Source organism: Phocoenobacter uteri, assembly GCF_900454895.1.
GTDB classification, from domain to species: Bacteria; Pseudomonadota; Gammaproteobacteria; order Enterobacterales; family Pasteurellaceae; genus Phocoenobacter; species Phocoenobacter uteri.
Map to the genome: position 1 here is coordinate 12,725 of NZ_UGTA01000002.1, position 21,159 is coordinate 33,883.

The following is a 21,159-nucleotide window of genomic DNA, read 5'->3' on the forward strand; positions in this document are numbered from 1 at the left end:
TGATATGATTTGCATATATAAATTATTTCAATTTTCTTTTATAACGAACAACGGTAGCTTCTGATAATTGATATTTACTCATTAACATTGATATACTAAATCCTTTTTTTAAATCCTTTTTAAACTCAGCAAATTTTCCATCGGATAAGGCTCTTGGTCTTCCTCCTTTTTTTCCAGTTCTTATTCTTCCCTCCTGAGTACGAGACACAATAAAATTTCGCTCAAGTTCTGCAACCATTGCAAGTACCTGCAATAATGCGGTAGAAATAGGATCATTTTTTTTAGTTGTATCTATTGATCCATCAAGTGTTTTAAATCCTACTCCCTTTTCATTAAAATCATTAATTGCATTTAATACTTGCATTGTAGAACGTCCTAATCGATCAAGTTTTGTAACTATTACAATATCATCATGACGAACATAATTAAGCAGCTCTTTTAAGCGAAGTGCATTTGTATCTTTTTTTCCTGAATTTTTTCCTTCAAAAATTTTAATACAACCAGCTTTTTTTAATTGTTCAACTTGCTCAGTTAAATATTGTTCTCGAGTTGAAACTCGAGCGAATCCTATTTTCGCCACTATTTAAGCTCCATTTATCGTTTATTTCTTCAAATTTTGTGCATTTAAATAATCTTGAAGTTTAGAAAGATATTTCTCAATGCGTGATATTCTTAACATTAATAAAAAAACTGTAATAAAAAGAAATACAAACGGAATTAATATTTCATAGTTCATCTTTATCTCCTTATTCATAAGTATAATCAAAAATTAAAGTTTAAAGTCACTTGCATTTTGTGGGTATTTTTCCCAAATAGTAAAGGATAATCCCAATCTTCTACTTTGCTTTGCGACTATGTGTAATTCACTAATTAAATCCCTATATGGCTCTGTAACGTAATCAGTGCCTATAACGGTTACTCGTTTTAAAGGTAAATCAATATCCTTTGTTAACTTAGCTTCGCATAAATAAAGTAGTAATTTCAATTTGTCTATGTTAGCTAGCTTTATTTCTTGATCTGCAAGACTATAACAAAAATTGATTGTTAGGCTTTCCATTTCTACTCCTATTCAAAAGTTAATGCTTTTGTTCGAGAAATTTTGTTATAAAATCTTTTCTCAGCTTTTCTGCTTCTCGTTCATCCAAATTTTTAAAACTTTTCACAAGTTCTAAATACTCTTCTCTTTTAGCTTCATCTTTAACTAATTTATCTAAAAATTCAGAATAAAGGCGTCTTTTTTCATCGTCAATTTCTTTTTTCTTTTTAAAAGGTTGATAGATCAAAAATGTCAAAAAAACAGTTATAAGTAGTATGATGAAAAGGTTTAGTACGAGTTCCATATTTTTCTTCCTTTGGGTATTCAATCATAAGTTAAAATTAAAGACTTATTTAGTCTTTATAGGTTTTTTAAAAAGACATTCTCCTTTATACATAAGCTCTAGCCTTCCTGTCTTTTTCATTAAATTCATTTTTTCGCTTATTTTTTCAATATCTTTTTGTTGTTCAGGTGTTAATTCATTAAAATTTTGAGAGACGGGTGTTAAAAAATGATTATATTTACGCATAAGCTAAACTCCTTCAAAAGTTAAAAGTTTTGATTGATATTGTAATCATCCATTCAAAACTTATCAATTTGTATTTTTGATTGAAGTCATATTTTATAATAAAAGTTTTGATTGAGGTAATAAAAGTACTCAAAACTTATATTTTATATAATAAAAATCTATTTCATCAATTCGATGAATTTATTAGGTAAGGTAATTGCACTCGATGATTTCATAGGATTTTGATTTACATTGTTCTTTGTTGCTTGAAAGTTTTTATTTATATTAAATTTATCTGAAATAATACCTTTTGGTATAGGTGCATATTCTATGTAGTCTGCATAAGCAGAAATATTGATTTGATCTACAGTAATATTTTTCAAATTACGAGGTTTAGGGGGAGGAGTTAAATTTGAATTATCATTTTTAGATAAAAATTTGCTTTTCAACCAAGCCTCCCATTTTGCGGCTAAGGGAATTAATTTAGCTTTATAAATTGCATTTTTATTTGGTGTTTTTGAATGATAATTTGCAATTTTTGTCCAAAATTCTCCTTTGTCTTTTCTAAGGTGTTGATTTATTCTCCATGCTGCTAGATGGTATGGATAGCATCCTGATTTTTCGACATCTTTGGTTGTTATACCAAACTTTTCTAACTCTTTTAGATAATTAGTGTTAAATTGCATTGTACCAATATCATAGCTACCATTTTTATTTTTAATCCATTGACCTGGTTTACCTCCCTCTGCTTCAGCTATTGCTAATAAAGCGGTGGTAGGAATGTTATATTCTTTGGCCGCATAGATGGAGCATACAACCATTTCTTGTTGAAGAGGGGGTAAATCTATAATCATATTCTATTCCTTTATCTTGGCATCTGTTTTGATTTGAATTTTTCTAAATCATCTTTTAGAAACCAAATTGGTGGAAGAGGAGGGTGAGAGTATTGAGAACCTTCAACCCAATTATTATTACCGTATTGAATAGGTAGTTCAATTCTAGTCCACTCATGGTTTTTTAAATCTATGCAACTTTGTGGCATTTTTGGTGATATTCTATAGTAATATGAATAATCACAGTTTTTTCCACCATCACAAGATCTTTCAACTCTTCTTTGAATTTGAGCATTTAAGGATTTGGATGTGCATTCGTGAGGAAGGTGGATAATTACATTCGTCAAACTATCCATCCCTCTTTTTTGCTTTTCTTGGTCTAATCCTATTCTTGCTAGTACATCTTTATCAATCCCTTTGTTGTCTTTGGGACATAAATTTAAAAAGTTCAGACGTTTTCTGATTAACCTATGTAATTTCTTATCTGTTATAGAGAAATAACGTCTAATAGATGGAGTGCATTCATCAGGTCTTTTCCCGCTTGATAAACATAAAATTGCTTCACAAGCTAATCTAGGATCTCCAGTAAGAATTTCTCCATTAGCGAGAGTATTATTAGATGATAGAATGATTAGCCCAGATAATATCAGAGATAGTTTCAAGTTTTTCATAGTTTACCTACCAGTCTTGTGTTTTATTTAAATTTTCGGCTGTTTGGCTTACTGCTTGTGTTATTGCAGAGCCTTTATTCTTCGGTGTTGTTTTTGATGTAGAACTTATATTTGGTGAAGAAATGCTACCAGTACCTTCTGAGGCAGTATTAGCCTCTTTAATATTTGAAGCAATTTTTCCCATATATGAATTACTCACTAAATTATTCAATGAACCTTTTGCAGATTGAATTGCATCAGTCTTAATAGCTCCTCCAATTAATCCAGCAGCTTGAGTAGCTTGTTTCACTTTCTCTGAGAAAGATAATGGTTTTTGAGTTGAGCTTGATTCACTATTTGAAATATTTTTTGAGTTATTATTCTGTTCTCCAGAATCATTCTTATATTCAGACTCTCTGTTATTTTCTGAAGAATCATTTAAATCTGACATAGATTCTCCGTCTCTTCCATCTTGTCCTGAAGAACCTTCTGAACCCTGCATTGATTCACCTGGCTCTCCAGAAGTACCATCTTGTCCTGAAGAACCCTCTGAGCCTTGCATTGATTCGCCTGAACTTCCAGAAGTACCATCTTGTCCTGAAGAACTGTTAGAACCTTGCATGGATTCATTAGCTCCTCCTTGTGTAGAAGATGCTACATCATCTGCGATATTAGATATATTAGGGGTAGAACTATCTTCAGTTCCTCCTGAGGCAGCATTCATTGCAGCACTGACTGTTTGTGCAGCACCTCCAACATTTCCTACAGTGGCTTTTGCTAATGAGGCAGCAGCTCCAGCAAGGGCTGCTGATGCTGCTGTTGCCGCAGCAGCAAATCCTGCTAATGCCATACCTGCACCACCAAAATTTGTATTGCCCGTAGCTCCATTAATTAGTCCACCTATCATTGGAGGAATTTTGCTTGAAGTAAGAAGTAGAAAGATTGATGTTAATAGCATAATAGCTAGGTTTTCAAAGCTAATATTACTTCCCATTAATGTTTTGTAATCAATCATGATATTTTTACCAGTAGTGACAATTAATATCATTGTAAATAACTGTAATCCTAGGCCAATAAGTGTTTTGTAGTAATTAATAGCCATATCGCTAGTCCATTTTGATCCTCCAAATCCTAAGACAAAGATTCCTGCATTTAAAGTAACATAAGCTGTGATTTGTAGAGTTACAAAACTAGCCGCAATATAGCATAATGCAATGAAGATAATTAAGGCAGTGAATATAATTATTGAACTTTCTACAGGGCTCCAGAAAGATCCTTTTTTAGTTGTGGCAATGAAAAGATCATATCCTATATCGACTATGGATGATGCTGTGGTTGGGTTGTTATTTCCCCCTGCTTTATCTGCTAATTCCGTAAAGGAATCGATGATATCGCTACCAATGTCTGTCGCATTTATTAAGATATAATACATAAATCCAAAAAATACAACAAATTTAATCAGCTCACCAAAAAGCTCTCCTATTTCCGCTTTTTTAATAAGCATATATCCTAGAGTCCAACTAAGACTGATAACTCCTAGACTATAAAATAGGAATTTAGCAGCTATTATTATTTTTCCACTCCAAGTAGCTGCTTTATCTTTAAATTGCGTTACAACAGAATTTAGAACACTAGTATCAGCAGCTGCTTCTTGTGAGTATAATATAAGGAATATACCAAATAGAAGAAAAAATAAATTTAGGTATTTTTTGTTTATTGTCATTGCATTTTCCTTTTAAGGTCTTAGCCCCATGGTATTGCCTGTAGCATGTAATTTATTTGTAGCCCCTTCTATTTGAGCTTGTCTGCTTGCTGAGACTTGTTGTGCCACATTTAGAGCTTTCATTTGAGTTAAAAGAATCGCTCTTAATTGTAATATTTGATTACTTTGTTCAGCAGCAAGTTGATTAGCATATTGTAATGCTGCCATTTGACCTTGGGCAGATTGAGCATTTGATTGTAAATTTTGTAGTTTACGGGCATCTCTATTTAGTTGTTCTTGTTGAAAATCGATTCCTTTGTATAAATCTTCATTTGCCCTATTTTGCAATTTTGAAAAAATTTCTCTTTGTTCTTTAAATTCTTCAATACAGTCTTGAGGAGTATAGTAACAATTAGCATTTTGATAATAACTTATATCCTTGAAACGTTTTAAATATTCATTTACTCCCCCCATTTGGTTTTGAAGGTTCTGTAAGGCATTAACAGTTCTTTGAAGATCTTGCATAGTTTGTTGAGCTTCTGCCCATATGTAAGCAGCAGGAGCTAAGCTATTTCTCAATTGATTCTCATATTGTAATAGTTGAGTTCTATATTCTTGAATTTGCTTTTGGTATTGATGAACTGTATTTAATGCACTTATTGTACTTTGTACAACATTCAATCCATCGAAAGTAGGTATTCCTCCAGCAGTGGATTTTACTGAAATACTTGAAAGAACTAATATTGCTAAAAGACTTTTTAATTTAAATGTTTTCATTTTTTACCTCATCATTTAGTATGCGTAGTTTTTGTATGGTGATTTAAATGAAAGATCTTTTACAACAACTACATTAAATTGATAACCTGGTCTAATTTCTAATGTTGGAGCAATATTAATATTTTTTTGTAACATCTGAACAATTACTTGCCCCATATTTTGTCCTAGAGATTGGCTGAGAATATCTCCAGCACTCTCTTTATTAGAAGAAGAACTATTTTTTTGAGAATAAGATACTCCAGCCGTAATACCAGACATTAATAAAGCTGATGAAAATATTCTGAAATAGTGGTTATTTACTTGGTCGTTAAATCCTGCGTAGCCAGAAGAATCTGAGCCAGGCATACTACCAATATCTTGTGCTCTTCCATCAGGGTATATTATACGCTGCCATGCAACTAAAACTCTTTCTTGTCCATATGCAATATCACTTGTATATTTTCCTACTAAACGAGCTCCTTGAGGTATAAGTAGATATTTACCTGTAGCAGTATCAAATATATTTTGAGATACTTGAGCTAAAATCTGTCCTGGTAAATCAGAATTTATACCACTTATCATAACTGCAGGTATAACAAATCCAGCTCTTAGTTCAAATGGTTTAGGCGTTTCTAATGGGGCATTAATATTCCAACGAGAACTTGAACCATTGAATTGTTGAATATCATTTTGTCCTTGATTATTTGAGAATGTTGTATATTCTGAATTAGAAATATTATTTTCGGTTGCTCCAACCATTTGTGCTTGAACCATTCGCATTTGCTCTTGATATGATGCTGTTGCATCAGCACTGCTTGATGCTTCAGTGGCTTGTCTTCTAATTGCAGCCATCTGAGATAGCATTTCATCTCTTGTTAAGTTTTCTGATGAGCCATTACTAGAGAAATTAGAATTGAAGTCAGAAACATTGCTTTTAGAATATTGTGCATTACGTTCTCGTTCCCTCTGTGCTCTGAGTAATTCTTCTTTATATGGATCGATATCTCTATCTTTGTAAATAATAGTTGGCTTATCTGGAATTGTTGGAATATCTATTGCTTGCTGATTTGCTCCCTCTTTATTCTGTTTAATATTAGATTTTTCAGGTGAAATATTATTTTCTGGTGTTTTCTGACTTGATTTAACAACACCAGAAGGTGCATTTTTTAAAATACTGTTAGCATATTGGGATGTGTCTTTAAAGTATCCAGTAGAATCATCCTTTTTGCTAGGTTCTGAAATTTGATTATTAGCTCTTTCCAAACTTACAATCGCCATTACAATTAAAAATAATACACCTAAAATACCAATGATAATTAAAGGTACTTTATTAGCTCTTTTCACACCACCTAATGAAGATGTTTTTGATGGGGATGAGTTTGGTGACATATCATCAATTTGCTGTTTTTTAAATAAATTCATTTTAGTTACCTTTTACCCAGTTTCCTATTTTTTGAAATTTACCTTCATCAATAGAATAAGCTCTACTAAATATTGCTTCAGGTAAATATACCGTTACCCTGTAGCTTTTTGTATCTAATTTATCTACGATGTAGCTGAGTGGTAAGGTGGATAGCCCAATATCTTGATTATTTCCAGTATTAGAATTTACAACTTTAAGTTGAATAGCAAATCCTTTTTGGCGTAAATTATCTTGTAACATAAGGCCAAAGTGATCTGATGGTGGTATGCTATTTTTAAATTTAAATAAAGTTGTTGCTGGTGAATAAAAGCTATTTAGTTGTTCAGTAACATCTTGAGCCATTGCAGATGAAATATCTACTGAAGCATTGGAATAATTACCAAATTTAGATGAACATCCAACTAATACAATACACATAATACTAAGTATAAATTTCTTCATTTGTTATTCCTCTATTTTTTACTAATAGTGATTTTTTGTTGATTGCTACCAACTCCAGAAACAAGGATTACCTTATTAAAAATACCATCAACAATATATTTATTATTAATTACTCTATAATTAACAACGGCGGTGGTATCTGATTTAAATATACTTCCTGAATTTTTTAAAACTAATAGGGCTGGAGCATCTCCTGTACTTATCTTATTAGGCATCTGTATTGTTGTTTGTTGACCATTATCATAAACTCTTATAGGTCTCCAAGAGGCGTTACCAGAAATATTATATTCAAAGTTTAGGTTATCAATATTTCCACTTCCATCAGGAAGAGTTGTTCTTTCAATGTGTTTTTGTCTATCGGCATTGATCTTAGCAATTTGTTCATTTAAGTCTTCAGGATAAATGAAAGATACATTAGATACATATTTTTTAGATGTTGATTTTAAATTGAGATGATAAGATCTTCTATCTGTAGATATAATAAGATTTGTAGATAGATTCTTATCATATGGTTTGATAATAATATGTACTTGTTTATTGCTTCCTGAGCCAGTAATAGTAGGGGATATATCCCATCTAATGCTATCACCTATATTTATGTTATTAACTCGTTCCCCTGGTTCAAGTGCTATGTCTGTAACTCTGAATATAGATGTAACAATATATGGTTGTGATGAACCATATACAAATTTAACTCCATTTTTTCCTAAAAGTGGTTTTGTGTATGGAGAGCCATTTCTCCATTTTTGAGATAAATTAACAGCTTGTCTTTCTTGTATATTTAATCCTTGAGATAAAGCAATAGATGAATATCCCATAATTGTTATTAAAGCGGTATATTTGAAAATATTTTTCATTTGTAATTTCCTCTAAAATATATGAATATAGTTATTGAATTTCTTCAGATAAAGCATAACTTTGAATAAATATCCCTAATGGATTACGTCTTATTTCGTCTTCTGTCGTGTCATTCGTATTTTCTTTAACAATTACTTGTATAATCCCAGTTCTTCGAGTTGTACCTAAGTCATCCCCATTATGTGATCTAACATGTTCAAGCCATGTAACTTGCCAGCTTTTTTTGGTTTGAGGTAATACTGACAATATTTCGCAATTAACAATTACTTTTTCTGCTCGATGAAATGGATTGCTTTTGTCATCTGAAAAAAATTCATTTGTTTGTTTTATTCCAGGAGTATTATCTAGCAAGTGATAGTAAACCTTTCTAATTGCTCTTTTTTGAAGTTCGCTATCTGGAGTGACTAGTCTTAAATTAGAAATAAACTCGGCTAATGTTGCTTTAATAATTCTAGGGTCTGTTGGGATTGCTCTTTGAGCTATTTTACTAGTCATGCTTTGACCAAGCTGATTGACTTCAACTATATAAGGAATAAACTTACTTTCTTTTTTTTCAGCAACATATCCTCCAGCCAATATAGCAACTATAAATAACGCCGAAAGAGAAGCTATTTGCCACATTCTCGTATTAGATTTTTCTTTTTCCTCATTGCTTCTATAGTTGATACGAGCATCAATATAAGGATTGTTTGTCTCTTTAATTTTTTCAGAACGTTCTTTATGAAACATTGAATTTATCCCCTAGTTGTAATTTTGATAATGTTGTAATGAAATATTTTTTTCAAATAGCCAAGCATTAATCCAGTCTTCGCCATGTTTAGCTTCTAATTTTTTTATAGTAGCTATACTATCTTTGTCAGAAGAACCTACAAATGCTAATTGTAATTTACCCAAAGCTAGATTAAATAATCTATGTCCTTTTGGTGATGAATAATAGTAATCATGTTTAGGTCGGCTATTTGCTAAAATCTCAATTTGTCTTATATTTAGCCCCATGTTTTTATAAATTGCGGCCGTTTCTTCTACTAAAGCATTAGGATTTGGTAAAAATATTTTAGTTGGAGTACTTTCTAATAAAGTATCAAAAATACTCGATCTTGAGGCATCTGCTAACGATTGTGTAGCCAGTACAACTGTTGTATTTGCTTTTCTTAACACTTTGAACCATTCTCTAATTTTTTCTTTGAACATCTCATGGGAAAGCATTAACCAAGCTTCATCTAAAATTATTAATCCTGGCTGTCCTTTTAAAGCTATTTCAATACGTCTAAAAATATATTGTAGTACTGGTACTGCAAATCTAGGTTGAAGTCTCATCAGTTCTTCAACTTCAAAACACATAAAATTTGAGATAGATAAATTGTCTTTTTCTGCATCAAAGATACTTCCCATCTGCCCTTCAATTGTATAGTCATTAATAGCATCTCTAATTTTATTGTCTTGAATAAGATTTTTAAAATCAGTCATTGTATGGTTATTATTTTCATACATATTCATCAAGGTTGATGAAATCTGTATTCTCATTTCAATACTGACATTCAAATCATTTAGATTTAAAATTTCTTCAATCCATGTTGCTGCCCAAGCTCTATCTGAAGCTGTATCAAGATATTGAAGCGGACAAAATGCTAAAATTGAGTTATCAGAATTTCCTAATTCAAAATGATCACCTCCACAGGCTTTTGTTAAAGGATACATAGACATTCCTTTATCAAAAGCAAATATACTTGCTTTAGGATAACGTCTAAATTGAGCTGCAATAGTTGCAAGAAGAGTTGATTTACCTGCACCAGTAGGCCCAAATATTAGAGTATGTCCCACATCTCCTACATGGAGATTTAGTCTAAAAGGAGAGTATCCAGTTGTAACGCAGTGCATTAGAGCTGGTGAATTTGCGGGAAATAAAGGGCAAGGAGCATTTTCACTTCCTGTCCATATAGAAGATGTTGGTATCATATCTGCAAAATTGAGAGTATGAACAATAGGACGGCGGATATTTTCAAAACCATGTCCTGGTAAGCTACCTAAGTAAGCTTCAATAGTATTGATTGTTTCTATTCTTGCATTAAATCCTAGTGAAGATATCTCTTTACTTATAGCTCTAGCATCATCTTCAATTCTTTGTCTATTTGAACTCATCAATATAATGGTTGTAGTTAAGAATCCTTGAGATATAATTCCTTGTTTAGTTTCAGCTAATGCATCATCAGCATCTTGTACCATAGCTAATGCGTCTTGATCTACTTTTCCAGTATTGGTATTAAACATCTGGTCAAAAAAACCTCTAGTTTTTTGTTTCCATTTTTTGCGATATTTTTCTAATAATGCTTCTGCCTCAAATTGATCCATAAATATGAAACGACTTGACCATCTATAAATTGTTGGATATTGAGCTAATTTATTTAAAATTCCTGGAGATGATTCTGATGGAAATCCGTCAATAGCCACAACCTGAATAAATTGATCTCCTATTTTAGGTATTACGCCTCCAATAAACTCTTGTGCTCCAATTAATTTATCTAGATAAATAGGATTATCTGGTAATTGAATTGGTTGATGTTTTCCTGTTATACAAAATTGTAACCAGCTAAGGAAACTATCGTGAGTAATATTTTTACCTTCTTCAGTTACTTTCTTAATACCTTTTAGGCGATTTAGACTGAAAGCGGTAGATAGACTAGATTCTAAATCCGCAATATCTTTTTTAAATTTAGTTAATAAAGATATAGTTTTTTGTTTATTTGACAACTCTTCTTTATCATCATCAAACATTAGGTCAGAAAATTTTTGTTCAGCTGTTCTTGGTGGGGTATATGTAACAGTCAAAACAAATGAACTTTCATATAAATTTCCTATATGCTGGAATATTCTTCTTCTTTCTTCATCCATTGCATTTGATACTTCATCGGGGAAGTAGCTTTGCCCAGGATTAGGGTAGCTAGCAGACTCTGTTCGATAGGAATCTATATGAAACATCCAGCCAGATCCTAATTTACTTATTGCTAAATTGATTCTAGCACTCATAGCATTTCGCTCTTGAACAGTTGCTGATGCAGAATCAATACCCCTATATTCCCAAGCGGCCATAAAAGAACCATTTTTATTTATAATAATGCCATCATCAACCATTGCCGAATAATTTAGTAGATCAACAAACCCCTCGTCTTTGTGACGATATTTGCTTAATTTAATTTGTTTATTAGATTCTACTAACTGAATCATTAATAACACCAGAATTAAAATTCCGATCATACTTATTACAATAGTAATCGTAGTTATATTTATGTCATTCATTATTTTCTCTCTTTAGTATTTAATCTGAATGGGGTGCTATTTGAACAATAAAATGATTTATACTTTAAGCTTCTTATATAGATGTTTCTCATAAGAGGATCTGCTTTTGCTATTTTTCTTAAAGAAAATAAACCACCGAACCAAATGATTATTGCGTATAAAGTGGAATACCAGGTTTGAGCTGAAAAAATTAATGCAAAAGCAAGTAATCCAGTAAACATAACAAGTTCTCTATCACCACCAAGAAAAAGAGAAACTCTATTACCTACTTTCCTAATTAAAATTTTTCTGACATCTTGCTTTTGCATATTTTATTTTCCTTTATCAGTTTGTAAGATTAGGTTTAATCATCATGGTAATTTCTGCTCCAGTACCTGTAATTGATGATAATAAGTTTTGAGCTCCGACAAGTAATGCTGCGACAAGAACAACAAAAACTAAAGTTTTTAAGAAACCATTTATTTCTCCACCAAAAATAAGTAGAGCTCCTGCTCCAACAATACCTACGATAGATAATGTAAATGCAACTGGTCCTGTTACTGAATTTCTAACTTTGGTTAGCCATCCTTCATAAGGAAGTCCACCACCACTAGTAGCTGAAGCATGAGCCTCTGGGGAAATAAGTAAAAAAAGTATAAAAATTGATGCTAATACAAATAGAATTGTTTGATTTTTAGTTGATAAAGTCATGACTATTTATCCTAATTAATTGAATTAAAAACAAACTTGTCTTGATCGTATTTTACGACTTCGACAAGTTCCTCTACGCAGCGTTTACCAGTATTTTTATCTTTCTTAATAAAAATAATGACATCAAGAATTTGCCCAACCATATTTTCTATGTTTCGAGGAGCTTCTTTATTTTTAGAAACTAAAGTTACAACTCGACTTGTTGCTTCAGATGCTGAATTGCAGTGGACAGTAGCTACACCGCCTGGATGTCCTGTATTCCAACTTTCTAACAATGAGAGAGCTTCACCACCTCTAATTTCACCTACTAATATTCTGTCAGGCCTCATTCTTAATGTTACTTTTACTAATGATGATAAATCAACTTCTGGCGAAGTTTCATACAAGACAGCATTTTCTGCTGCACATTGTATTTCTGGAGTATCTTCCAAAATAAGCATTCTCTCATTTGGAGATATAACAACCATTGCATTAATCACTGCATTTAACAATGTTGTTTTACCAGATCCTGTACCACCTGCAATAAGAATATTGCGATGATCTTTGATTGCTTGAATAATTGTTTCATACTGTTTATTGGTTATTGTCCCATATTCTAAATATTGTTCTAATGTAAATATTTTGACAGCTCTTTTTCTAAGAGAAAAAGTTGGAGCTGAAACAATAGGAGGAAGTTGTGCGGCAAATCTTGAATTATCTAAAGGAAATTTACACTCCAGAATAGGAGATGAAGAATGGACTTCTTTTCTAAAACAACCAGCAACATTTCTAATAACATTTTCAGCAACACTATTAGACATTGTTCCTATTTTTGACATGCCTGCACCTAATTCATCAATCCATAGTGAACCATCAGGATTAAGCATTATTTCTATAACATTTTTATCCTTATAGGCTTTATAAAATGGGGTGTTTTGAAGCGTTCTTTCTAAACTCGCACATGTTCTTCCAAATTCTTGGTCTTTATTTTGTTCCATAAAATAGAGTAATTAGAATTATAGATAATCAATAGTGTTATTATAAATCGAACACAATAAAAGTCAAAATATATTAAAACTTATTTTTGATATTATATGATTGTTTGTAATTTTCTTATTTGTTCTGGGGTTAAATCTATAATGACAGTGGTTTTATTTGTTTCAGGAGTAGTGTCTTTGTTAGCAAGTAAATTTATGTAGTAATATTTAGCTTGTTTATCTAGATTTTGTGGTAGAAAAAGATTTGATAGTGGTGTATCTAGAGCGAACGCTAGTTTAGATAAAAACTCTAATCTAGGACTTGTTTTACAATTCATAAATAAACTCAATGTAGATTTAGATACTCCCATTTTTGATGCTAGTGCATTTTGAGATATATTTTTGCTTTGCATTATAGCATAAACATTGCAAGCAATTAACTCTTGATAAGGCATATTTATAGGGTCTCGCATTTGATAATAAATTTCATTATGGATCAAAAAACATATGGTAACATTATAGTTTATAATATTTCTAATTTTAATAGGAAAAATATGAACAACCTAAGAAAAAACCATAGAACATCGGTATATACAGGGAGAAAGGAATTTGAATGGTGCTTGGACTATATTGTTCAGGAATTGAGCAATGGAAAGCAGAAACTACAAGTATTTAATGCACTTAGAGATTCTGGAAAAATAACTTTTAAATATAAGAATTTTCTTAGATTAAGTAACTCACCAAAATATCCTCAATTAGATAAATTTAAACGAAAGAATAAAAAACAGGGAGTTAGTGAACTCAATAACTATTGAGTTATTTATAGATATAACAATGGGTTACAGTATTTATTTTTGGGAAATAGTTTAGAACTACAATTATAAATTATCCTATTCACTTGAATTTTATTTATTGAATAGGATTTTTTTTGAAAAAAGAAGCAAAAAGAACGACATATAATGTTACTAAAAAAAGAAAGGATAGATTAGAAATGTTAGCTATTAGAGCAAGTATTAAAGCTAATCGTACAATAAAGTGGACTGAAATTGTGAGTCATGCAATAGATTATTATGCAGAAGACTCAGTAGCGGATATTGTGCATAAATTACATTAAAAAATAGATCTTTTTTAATTCATTCGATCTTTTTTAATTTGTAGCTTGAATGATCGTACAAAAGTGTTGTAATATAAAGGGCGTAAAAAAAACCGCCCATTATATAATAGAGCGGTTGTTTTTAGTTTAAAGTATTATCTTTAAACAAATAAAGGATAGAAAATATTACCAGTATTTTCTATCGTGATTCAGCAACACCAATTACCTTCTCTTGCCGAACACATAAGCAAAGCGTTTTCTTAGAACGAATTGCTATAACAAGGTTAATTTAACCATATATTTTGCCATTTTGCAAGGATTTGCAGAAAGATAGAATGTAAAATTATTTTGTTAGTGTTTGAGAGGGTCGTAACTAGGATTTACGATAATGCTCAATAAATATGAAAATACTAAAATTCCATTATTTAAAGGTTCAGTAAGTGATACTGAACAACCTCAATCATCTTTTTTAGAAAAAAAAGTATTTATTCAAAAAAAACATAGAAATCATACTCCTGTTATTAGGAAAAATTCTAAGTTTGCTCTTGGTAAAGAGCTTTCCGCAATTGTTAATATTCATGATTGGAACAGAAATAGATATCTATTGAAATTGAGAAAAAATAAAAAGCAGAGATTATCTATTCGTTCTGAGAGAAGAGAAACATTATATGCCTTAGTGAATGAATTAATTGAATATGCTGATTACTCTATAGATAGTGATTATTTATTTGAAGTAATGACAAATGTTGAGAGATTAGCTCAAAATATTAGACAATTACATATATATCCATCAGGAAGAAAATCTTATGATCCAGTAATAAAAGCATTAAGAATGCTAGAGGAGGCTGGATTAATCATAATTTTAAGAGAAATGGATCATCAAACAAAGCAACGTAAGGCTATGAGAATATGGTTAAGACCTGAGTTTTTTTATAGTTTTGGTTTTTCTAAAAAAAGGTTAAAACAAAAAGTAAAAAATCTATATAAATACAGAGTAAAAAAAGGTTTGTTAGAAAAATCTAAAAATATGTATAGAGAGCATATTTCTCGTTTGGCATATTCTAATGTAGCAGATATAACTGATAAATTTGCTTTAAAAAATTTATTGATTAATATAAAAAAAGATTTTTTAAGTCAAGAAGTCATAGATAATATACAAAAAACACCAGAAAAAAGTTGTTCTTATAAAAAATCTACAAATGATTTTTCTTATGATATAAGAAAAATGACTGATGATGAGCAGCGTCTCATATCTGAGAATATTAAAAAGCTAAGAGCTATATTAAATTCTGAAAAATAATTAACACTTAATACCTAACATTTAACGCTTAATAATATACTTTTAAATAAGTAGGGCCTCCCTTTATTTGTTACTTCTAATTTTGTTTTTTTCCTTCATTTTAATTCAAATTCAAGAGAGTTTGTTATCTTAAAAATAAAATGTTTTCCTGATTTTTATTAAAATAAACGTTATTTGTGGATAACGCATATTTTTTAAAAACTTAAAATCGATCTTAAACAATGAACTAAGATCTCTAAAGAGAGTTATATATAAATATATAAAGGATAAATAAAGCAAAAGCTTTATTGTGGATAAGTTAGCCGCAAGATATTTCCCCTAAAAAATAAACACCGAGCTTGCGAAAAAGTCTCATAAACAACAAATAATAAATCAATTAAAATGTGTGCTACGCACGAAAAACTCCAGAAAGAAAGATCTAGACATAAGGTCTATGTATAATATAATATTTATATCGAGGAGAATTTTATGAAAAGACTAATTTCTATATCATTATTAATTTTTATTAATATAATCTCTATTATTTGGAAATTTATAAGATATTTACTATACTTTATTATTATTCTTTACTTATTTCCATTAATACTAACTATAATTGCTGGAGATGTTGATAACACAATTGATATTCTTTTAAAATTTATCAGTCTTGTTTTATTTTCTCTACTTATAGAAATATTAATTAACTTAATTTTTCCAATCTTAAAAGAAAAACTAATGAATTTTAGCTGCTAAAAATAGACAAAATGTCTATCTTATGATATTGTATAGATGTTTTAAAAGTAAATAATATTTTAGCCGCTAAAATAGGAGGGTTTTTATGAAAATATTTACTATTGCAAATCAAAAAGGAGGGGTTGGTAAAACTTCTTTTGCTACTCATTTTGCGTTCTATCTAATAGAAAAAGGCATGAAAGGAGTTTTTATTGATTTAGATACTCAAGTAAATGCTAGCTATACATTAGAAAAATCATTTCCAAGCTCCAAATATGCTCACTCTTTATTTCAAGATAATTTTTCTATTGATAACTCAGATGAAAAATTAACATTATTTTTAGGATCTAATGAATTGGCTGAAATATATAGTAATTCGTCAGTAAACGAAGTTACCAAAGTTTTTTATAATTCAATTCAAATCCTAAAACAAAAAGGATTTGATTTTTGTATTATTGACACAGCACCATCACTTAATTCTTCTTTAGTAGCAGCCTTATTTTCTTCTGATTATGTTTTAAGTCCGATTGAACCAGAGAAATATGCTCTACAAGGAATAGAAAAAATGATAAATCTTATCTCGAATATTAGAAAACAAAATAATAAACTTATTTTTTTAGGAATGTTAATTTCTAAAATAAATAGACGAGATCCAAGACATATTAAACATTACAATCAATTGATGGAAAAATACCCAGGCTTTGTACTTCCCCAAGCTATTGGATTAAGAAGTAGTATTGCAGAAGCAGTAGATATAGGTATCCCTGTTTGGAATATAAAGAAAAGTGCGGCAAGAGTTGCAAGCAAAGAAATTAAAACAGTTATTGAATGTATTTTAGAAAAAACAAAGTAAGGAGTTGTTATGGACATTAATTTAGGTAATTTAGGAGCATTAAATGAGTCTCCAAATGATACAGGAATCTTAGAATTAGAATTATCTTGTATTGTGGAAGATTCAGAGCAACCAAGAACATTTTTTGATGAGTCATCTTTAAAAGAATTAGCTGAATCAATTAAAGAAAGAGGGGTTAAATCCCCTATATCAGTGAGACCTAATCCTACACAAGCTGGAGTTTATATCATTAATCATGGAGCAAGACGTTATAGAGCCTCTTTAATGGCAAATAAAGCAACTATTCCAGCTTTTATTGATAACGATTATGACTTATACGATCAAGCTACAGAAAATATTCAACGTGAGAATTTAACAGCAAGAGAAATAGCAATAGTCATAGATAGAGCAATTAAAAAAGGACTATCTAAATCAGAAATTGCTAAGAAGTTGGGTAAATCAAACTCTTATGTGTCTCAATATTTTGGTTTAAATAATTTAGAAGAACCAATAGCAGCTTTATTAAATCAAGCTAAATGCGAAGATGTTACTCTTTTAGCTAATTTAAACACTCAATATAAGAAAACTCCAGAAGAAGTTGAAGCATGGATTTCTGAGCAAGATGAATTTTCGAGAACATCTTTCAATAATTTTAAAGATTCATTAAATAAAAAGCAGAACATTTCTAATACAGAGAAGACGAAAGATAAGAAAACAAAGGTAGAAGATCCTGATAAACTTAAGAAATCATTTCTTAAGATAAGTTATCATGGGCAAATAGGTCGATTAATTATGAATAAGAGACCTTCAGAATTAGGTCGAGCATATATAAAATATGATGATTCTGGAGAGGAAGTTGATGCTGATTTATCGAGTGTTACTATATTAGAATTAATAGAGGCTTAAGATGAATAAAAATGATGACTTAAAAAGACGAAATTATCATGTAAGAAATGCCATTGCTAGTTTTGCATTAGAGGGGGAAATACCATCCCCCCATTTATTAGAGTTACTTAAAAAATATGAAAATGGCGAAATTTCTTCTTTGGAAGAACTTGAAATAAAGTTTGAAAATAGAGAATTAATAAATGAGCAACCAATTAAATAAGGCAATTATTGCTTTAATAAAAACATCAACAAATGCAGATAATACCTCTACACTAGATGATATTTTAAATGCTGAAACCCTAAAAAATATACATAAGAGTATTTTTAATAGTAATAAATATTATTTCCCAGGAAATTTAAGAATTAATGATGAGCAGATAAGATCTCGAAATATTGAATCTGAGAATAGATCTTACACTGTTTTCTATTATAAGGGTGTTGTTACTGAAGATGTTATTAATAATGTTTTAAATGATTTTAAAAATAATTGTTCAAATTCAGAGATAGAAAAAAGTCTAAGTGCATTATATTCATCATTAGATCATTTACATCCCTTTGAAGATGGTAATAGTAGAACTATAAGAGAATTTACTAGACAAGTTGCCGATAAGTTGGGATATGAATTAGATTGGTCTAAAACAAATATAACGGATAACTCTAGAGAAGAATTATATAAATCTAGAGATTTGGAAGTAATTTCAATATCATTTCCTAATCTAAATAAAGATTCGTTAAAATTTGCTGGGAGAGATGAATATGCTGCTTATGAATCTCTAAGTTTTTTAAAAAATAATTCTATTTCTTTAGAATCTGTATTTAAAAATATTTTACATCCTCACACCAATATTTTAGCCGCTAAAATTGATAAAGAAGAAAATTCTCTTGGGGAGAATGTTATCCTTAAATCTTCATTAAATAAAAATTTAGATGAAACTCAGAAAACAGTATATGAAGCTATGGAAGCTGAAAGGCAACAAAATTATTTAATCGAGAATCAATATACTGATTCATTAACTTCAGTTATTAATGAAAAGAATGAGCAGGTAAAACGATTAGAAACTAAGTTATCTAAATTAGTATCAGAAGCAACTAGTCAAGTTAATAGATTACAGTCCAATAAACCAAGTTTTTTTTCTATGCCTAGTAGAAAGAATAAATGGAATAATATTATAAATGCTCAAAAGCACATTATAAATGTAGCAACTAGGAGATTAGAGGCTGTTCATGAGATTAGGGATGATATGGGATTACATTCTTCTAAAATTGAAAATATGGCCAAGAAAAAATTACATTTTAGAGATCCTTGCTTAGTTAATAAATACAAAGATATTATGGAGATTAATAGAATTAAAAAGATACAAGAAGCAAAAAATAATAAGAATTTAAAACACCAGAAAGAGATATCTCATAAAGCTGTTAATTCATTAACTAATACTCTATCTGTAAAGAAATAGACTGTATTATCGACTAAAAAAGGATTGATTTGTTTTCAATCCTTTTTTAGTTTATTGAATAAGAAATAAGTAAAAATTGATTACTATAAATATTATATTTAGTATTATAGATAGAATTAAAATTATTTTTAATGACTTAAAATAATCTCCAAAAGAAGCTAATTCTGTTTTAAATGATTTAATAGATTCTGTTATTTTTGTTTTAAAGTTGTTACCTGAGTCGTCAATAACATTATTTATGGCCGTTTTAGATTTAGTTATATGCTCATTTACTAATTTAAGGCATATTTCTTGAGTACTTTTAATTTGTTTATTATTTTCATTTAAAACATTTAATGAAATCTCTTCAATATCTGATTTTAGATTAGCAATGAGAGTTTCCTGATTCTTTTTAGTCTGTTCTAATAAATATCTATTTAGAGTAAAAGCAATTGCTATAGGATCATCTTTAGTGATAACAACCCCATGTTTTTGTGCTATCTCTGTTATTAATTCTTGTATTTCATCAGACATTTTATACTCCAGCAGCATCTAATACACTATTAATATTCTTCTGAATAATTTTAATGCGTTGTCTAGTCATTATATGATTTTCTTCATTATTAATGACTTCTAGAAAGGTCTGCTTATTTTTAAGCATTTGGCTAAAATCAGCACCAAAGGTCTCAGCAGATAATTTTGGTAATTCAATAATTGTATTAATTGAGTTTTTATTATTTTTATAGACAGCCATTTCTGTAAATGATTTTCCTTTATATTCAATATCACCCCAAAAAGGATTTAGCCAAACAACAAAATTTGAATTTTTCCCGAAACTTTTAACTAATGAATTTAATCCATTTAATGTATCTAGTAATGCTTGTCCAGAAGTAATCACTGTATGAATTACTATTTCATGCCCCATTGATTCTATTAATTCTGGGATCTCATTTGAGATTAAATAATGAGATAAAGGGAAAAAAGATGCTGCACCATTATCAATGATTATATCGTATTCAGTTTCACTTATTATTTCTATAAGTCTATCAAAATTACGAGTATTTATCTGCTGATCTTCAATTAATTCTAGGTGACTAACATTTAATGCTTTATAAGCTTCAAATGATGCATTTACAGGATCTGTATCAATGCAGCTTATTTTATCGCCTTTCGATATTTTATACTGAGCTAACAAACTAGATACTACAGTTTTTCCGACTCCACCTTTACCTTGTAGAATAAAATTAATTTTTGCCATAATACACCTCTTTATACTAAATTAAATTTTTTGTATCAATTACCTTAGGATTAAATTCAAATTTATTAGATTCCTTAATTTTTATTTTTTGCGTTTCTGCAGAAATTTGATTTATATCTTTTTTATCACAAATGTTTTTATAGTCTCCCAATACTACTTTAATTGATTTTGTAAATTGTTGGTAGCTATAAGGATAGATATTCTTTTCTTTGAATACTTCATAAATATCTTTGAAACAATAGCCTTCATTCAACGCAGATATAATATGTGTTTTATACGCCAGAATAAAAAACCTAGATTTAGGTTTTTGAGTATTCGTAACTCTGCTAGCTAGTTCTTTTAGAAGTTCTTTTTCTTTCATTATTTTAGCCGCTAAAATTAATTTTATTTATACAAAAAAACTGTAATAAACAAAAATCGCCTATATTAAAAAATAATTGCCAATTATTAAACTATAATAAACATTATTATACAATAATAAACATAATTAACCAATA

The 21,159-nt window shown here is 29.8% G+C and carries 27 protein-coding genes; 6 read left to right on the plus strand and 21 right to left on the minus strand.

Features of this window, described 5'->3' with window-relative positions:
* Positions 1 to 22: 22 nt before the first annotated feature.
* The 18 genes from DYE60_RS09820 to DYE60_RS09900 all read right to left on the minus strand — a co-directional run bounded on the left by DYE60_RS09820 (position 23) and on the right by DYE60_RS09900 (position 13,602).
* On the minus strand, positions 23 to 580 hold the full coding sequence (locus tag DYE60_RS09820; protein ID WP_115316477.1) for a recombinase family protein: 558 nt from the start codon (positions 578 to 580) through the stop codon (positions 23 to 25).
* Positions 581 to 601: 21 nt separating this feature from the next.
* Positions 602 to 736 (minus strand): hypothetical protein, encoded by a 135-nt coding sequence (locus DYE60_RS10395; protein ID WP_279525374.1) that lies wholly within the window; start codon positions 734 to 736, stop codon positions 602 to 604.
* Positions 737 to 769: 33 nt separating this feature from the next.
* A complete protein-coding gene (locus DYE60_RS09825) occupies positions 770 to 1,057 on the minus strand; it encodes a hypothetical protein (protein ID WP_115316478.1) in 288 nt (95 codons plus the stop codon).
* Between the two features lie 19 nt (positions 1,058 to 1,076).
* Complete coding sequence (locus tag DYE60_RS09830; RefSeq protein ID WP_115316479.1) at positions 1,077 to 1,340, minus strand: hypothetical protein; 264 nt, start codon at positions 1,338 to 1,340, stop codon at positions 1,077 to 1,079.
* A gap of 45 nt (positions 1,341 to 1,385) precedes the next feature.
* On the minus strand, positions 1,386 to 1,565 hold the full coding sequence (locus tag DYE60_RS09835; protein ID WP_115316480.1) for a hypothetical protein: 180 nt from the start codon (positions 1,563 to 1,565) through the stop codon (positions 1,386 to 1,388).
* Between the two features lie 158 nt (positions 1,566 to 1,723).
* Positions 1,724 to 2,398: a lysozyme family protein gene (locus DYE60_RS09840; protein ID WP_115316481.1), complete on the minus strand. Its 675-nt coding sequence runs from the start codon at positions 2,396 to 2,398 to the stop codon at positions 1,724 to 1,726.
* Positions 2,399 to 2,409: 11 nt separating this feature from the next.
* A complete protein-coding gene (locus DYE60_RS09845) occupies positions 2,410 to 3,048 on the minus strand; it encodes a TrbM/KikA/MpfK family conjugal transfer protein (RefSeq protein ID WP_115316482.1) in 639 nt (212 codons plus the stop codon).
* 7 nt (positions 3,049 to 3,055) lie between these two features.
* Positions 3,056 to 4,750: a P-type conjugative transfer protein TrbL gene (gene trbL, locus DYE60_RS09850; RefSeq protein ID WP_115316483.1), complete on the minus strand. Its 1,695-nt coding sequence runs from the start codon at positions 4,748 to 4,750 to the stop codon at positions 3,056 to 3,058.
* Between the two features lie 12 nt (positions 4,751 to 4,762).
* Entirely contained in the window at positions 4,763 to 5,506 is a 744-nt protein-coding gene (trbJ, locus tag DYE60_RS09855; RefSeq protein WP_115316484.1) for a P-type conjugative transfer protein TrbJ, read from the minus strand.
* Between the two features lie 15 nt (positions 5,507 to 5,521).
* Positions 5,522 to 6,907 carry a TrbI/VirB10 family protein gene (locus tag DYE60_RS09860; protein ID WP_115316485.1) on the minus strand — a complete coding sequence of 462 codons (1,386 nt, stop codon included), beginning with the start codon at positions 6,905 to 6,907 and terminating at the stop codon, positions 5,522 to 5,524.
* Between the two features lies 1 nt (position 6,908).
* Positions 6,909 to 7,349, minus strand: coding sequence for a hypothetical protein (locus tag DYE60_RS09865; RefSeq protein WP_115316486.1), 441 nt, complete (start codon positions 7,347 to 7,349; stop codon positions 6,909 to 6,911).
* Positions 7,350 to 7,360: 11 nt separating this feature from the next.
* Positions 7,361 to 8,206: a P-type conjugative transfer protein TrbG gene (gene trbG, locus DYE60_RS09870; RefSeq protein WP_115316487.1), complete on the minus strand. Its 846-nt coding sequence runs from the start codon at positions 8,204 to 8,206 to the stop codon at positions 7,361 to 7,363.
* A 31-nt stretch (positions 8,207 to 8,237) separates the two neighbouring features.
* Positions 8,238 to 8,936 (minus strand): VirB8/TrbF family protein, encoded by a 699-nt coding sequence (locus DYE60_RS09875; protein WP_115316488.1) that lies wholly within the window; start codon positions 8,934 to 8,936, stop codon positions 8,238 to 8,240.
* Positions 8,937 to 8,948: 12 nt separating this feature from the next.
* Positions 8,949 to 11,501, minus strand: coding sequence for a VirB4 family type IV secretion/conjugal transfer ATPase (locus tag DYE60_RS09880; protein WP_115316489.1), 2,553 nt, complete (start codon positions 11,499 to 11,501; stop codon positions 8,949 to 8,951).
* A complete protein-coding gene (locus tag DYE60_RS09885) occupies positions 11,501 to 11,809 on the minus strand; it encodes a conjugal transfer protein TrbD (RefSeq protein ID WP_115316490.1) in 309 nt (102 codons plus the stop codon). The genes DYE60_RS09880 and DYE60_RS09885 overlap by 1 nt, the downstream gene beginning before the upstream one ends.
* Before the next feature lie 16 nt (positions 11,810 to 11,825).
* Positions 11,826 to 12,191, minus strand: coding sequence for a TrbC/VirB2 family protein (locus DYE60_RS09890; RefSeq protein ID WP_115316491.1), 366 nt, complete (start codon positions 12,189 to 12,191; stop codon positions 11,826 to 11,828).
* 11 nt (positions 12,192 to 12,202) lie between these two features.
* Positions 12,203 to 13,168: a P-type conjugative transfer ATPase TrbB gene (gene trbB / locus DYE60_RS09895; protein ID WP_115316492.1), complete on the minus strand. Its 966-nt coding sequence runs from the start codon at positions 13,166 to 13,168 to the stop codon at positions 12,203 to 12,205.
* 92 nt (positions 13,169 to 13,260) lie between these two features.
* Positions 13,261 to 13,602 (minus strand): helix-turn-helix domain-containing protein, encoded by a 342-nt coding sequence (locus DYE60_RS09900; protein ID WP_172460417.1) that lies wholly within the window; start codon positions 13,600 to 13,602, stop codon positions 13,261 to 13,263.
* A gap of 473 nt (positions 13,603 to 14,075) precedes the next feature.
* Here DYE60_RS09900 and DYE60_RS09910 point away from each other — a divergent pair, with 473 nt between their 5' ends.
* The 6 genes from DYE60_RS09910 to DYE60_RS09940 all read left to right on the plus strand — a co-directional run bounded on the left by DYE60_RS09910 (position 14,076) and on the right by DYE60_RS09940 (position 19,425).
* A complete protein-coding gene (locus DYE60_RS09910; RefSeq protein ID WP_115316495.1) occupies positions 14,076 to 14,261 on the plus strand; it encodes a hypothetical protein in 186 nt (61 codons plus the stop codon).
* A 367-nt stretch (positions 14,262 to 14,628) separates the two neighbouring features.
* Positions 14,629 to 15,540 (plus strand): hypothetical protein, encoded by a 912-nt coding sequence (locus tag DYE60_RS09915; RefSeq protein WP_115316496.1) that lies wholly within the window; start codon positions 14,629 to 14,631, stop codon positions 15,538 to 15,540.
* An 817-nt stretch (positions 15,541 to 16,357) separates the two neighbouring features.
* A complete protein-coding gene (locus tag DYE60_RS09925; protein ID WP_115316498.1) occupies positions 16,358 to 17,104 on the plus strand; it encodes a ParA family protein in 747 nt (248 codons plus the stop codon).
* 9 nt (positions 17,105 to 17,113) lie between these two features.
* Positions 17,114 to 17,989: a ParB/RepB/Spo0J family partition protein gene (locus DYE60_RS09930; RefSeq protein ID WP_115316499.1), complete on the plus strand. Its 876-nt coding sequence runs from the start codon at positions 17,114 to 17,116 to the stop codon at positions 17,987 to 17,989.
* A gap of 1 nt (position 17,990) precedes the next feature.
* On the plus strand, positions 17,991 to 18,191 hold the full coding sequence (locus DYE60_RS09935) for an antitoxin VbhA family protein (RefSeq protein WP_115316500.1): 201 nt from the start codon (positions 17,991 to 17,993) through the stop codon (positions 18,189 to 18,191).
* Complete coding sequence (locus tag DYE60_RS09940) at positions 18,172 to 19,425, plus strand: IncP plasmid survival protein KfrC family protein (protein ID WP_115316501.1); 1,254 nt, start codon at positions 18,172 to 18,174, stop codon at positions 19,423 to 19,425. Before DYE60_RS09935 ends, DYE60_RS09940 begins: the two co-directional genes overlap by 20 nt.
* A gap of 51 nt (positions 19,426 to 19,476) precedes the next feature.
* On the opposite strand, the gene DYE60_RS09945 is transcribed toward DYE60_RS09940, so the two are convergent.
* The 3 genes from DYE60_RS09945 to DYE60_RS09955 are packed head-to-tail and all read right to left on the minus strand — an operon-like array spanning position 19,477 to position 21,023.
* Positions 19,477 to 19,938 (minus strand): hypothetical protein, encoded by a 462-nt coding sequence (locus tag DYE60_RS09945; RefSeq protein ID WP_172460418.1) that lies wholly within the window; start codon positions 19,936 to 19,938, stop codon positions 19,477 to 19,479.
* A 1-nt stretch (position 19,939) separates the two neighbouring features.
* A complete protein-coding gene (locus DYE60_RS09950) occupies positions 19,940 to 20,662 on the minus strand; it encodes a nucleotide-binding protein (protein ID WP_115316503.1) in 723 nt (240 codons plus the stop codon).
* A 16-nt stretch (positions 20,663 to 20,678) separates the two neighbouring features.
* On the minus strand, positions 20,679 to 21,023 hold the full coding sequence (locus DYE60_RS09955; RefSeq protein WP_115316463.1) for a TraK family protein: 345 nt from the start codon (positions 21,021 to 21,023) through the stop codon (positions 20,679 to 20,681).
* Positions 21,024 to 21,159: the final 136 nt, after the last annotated feature.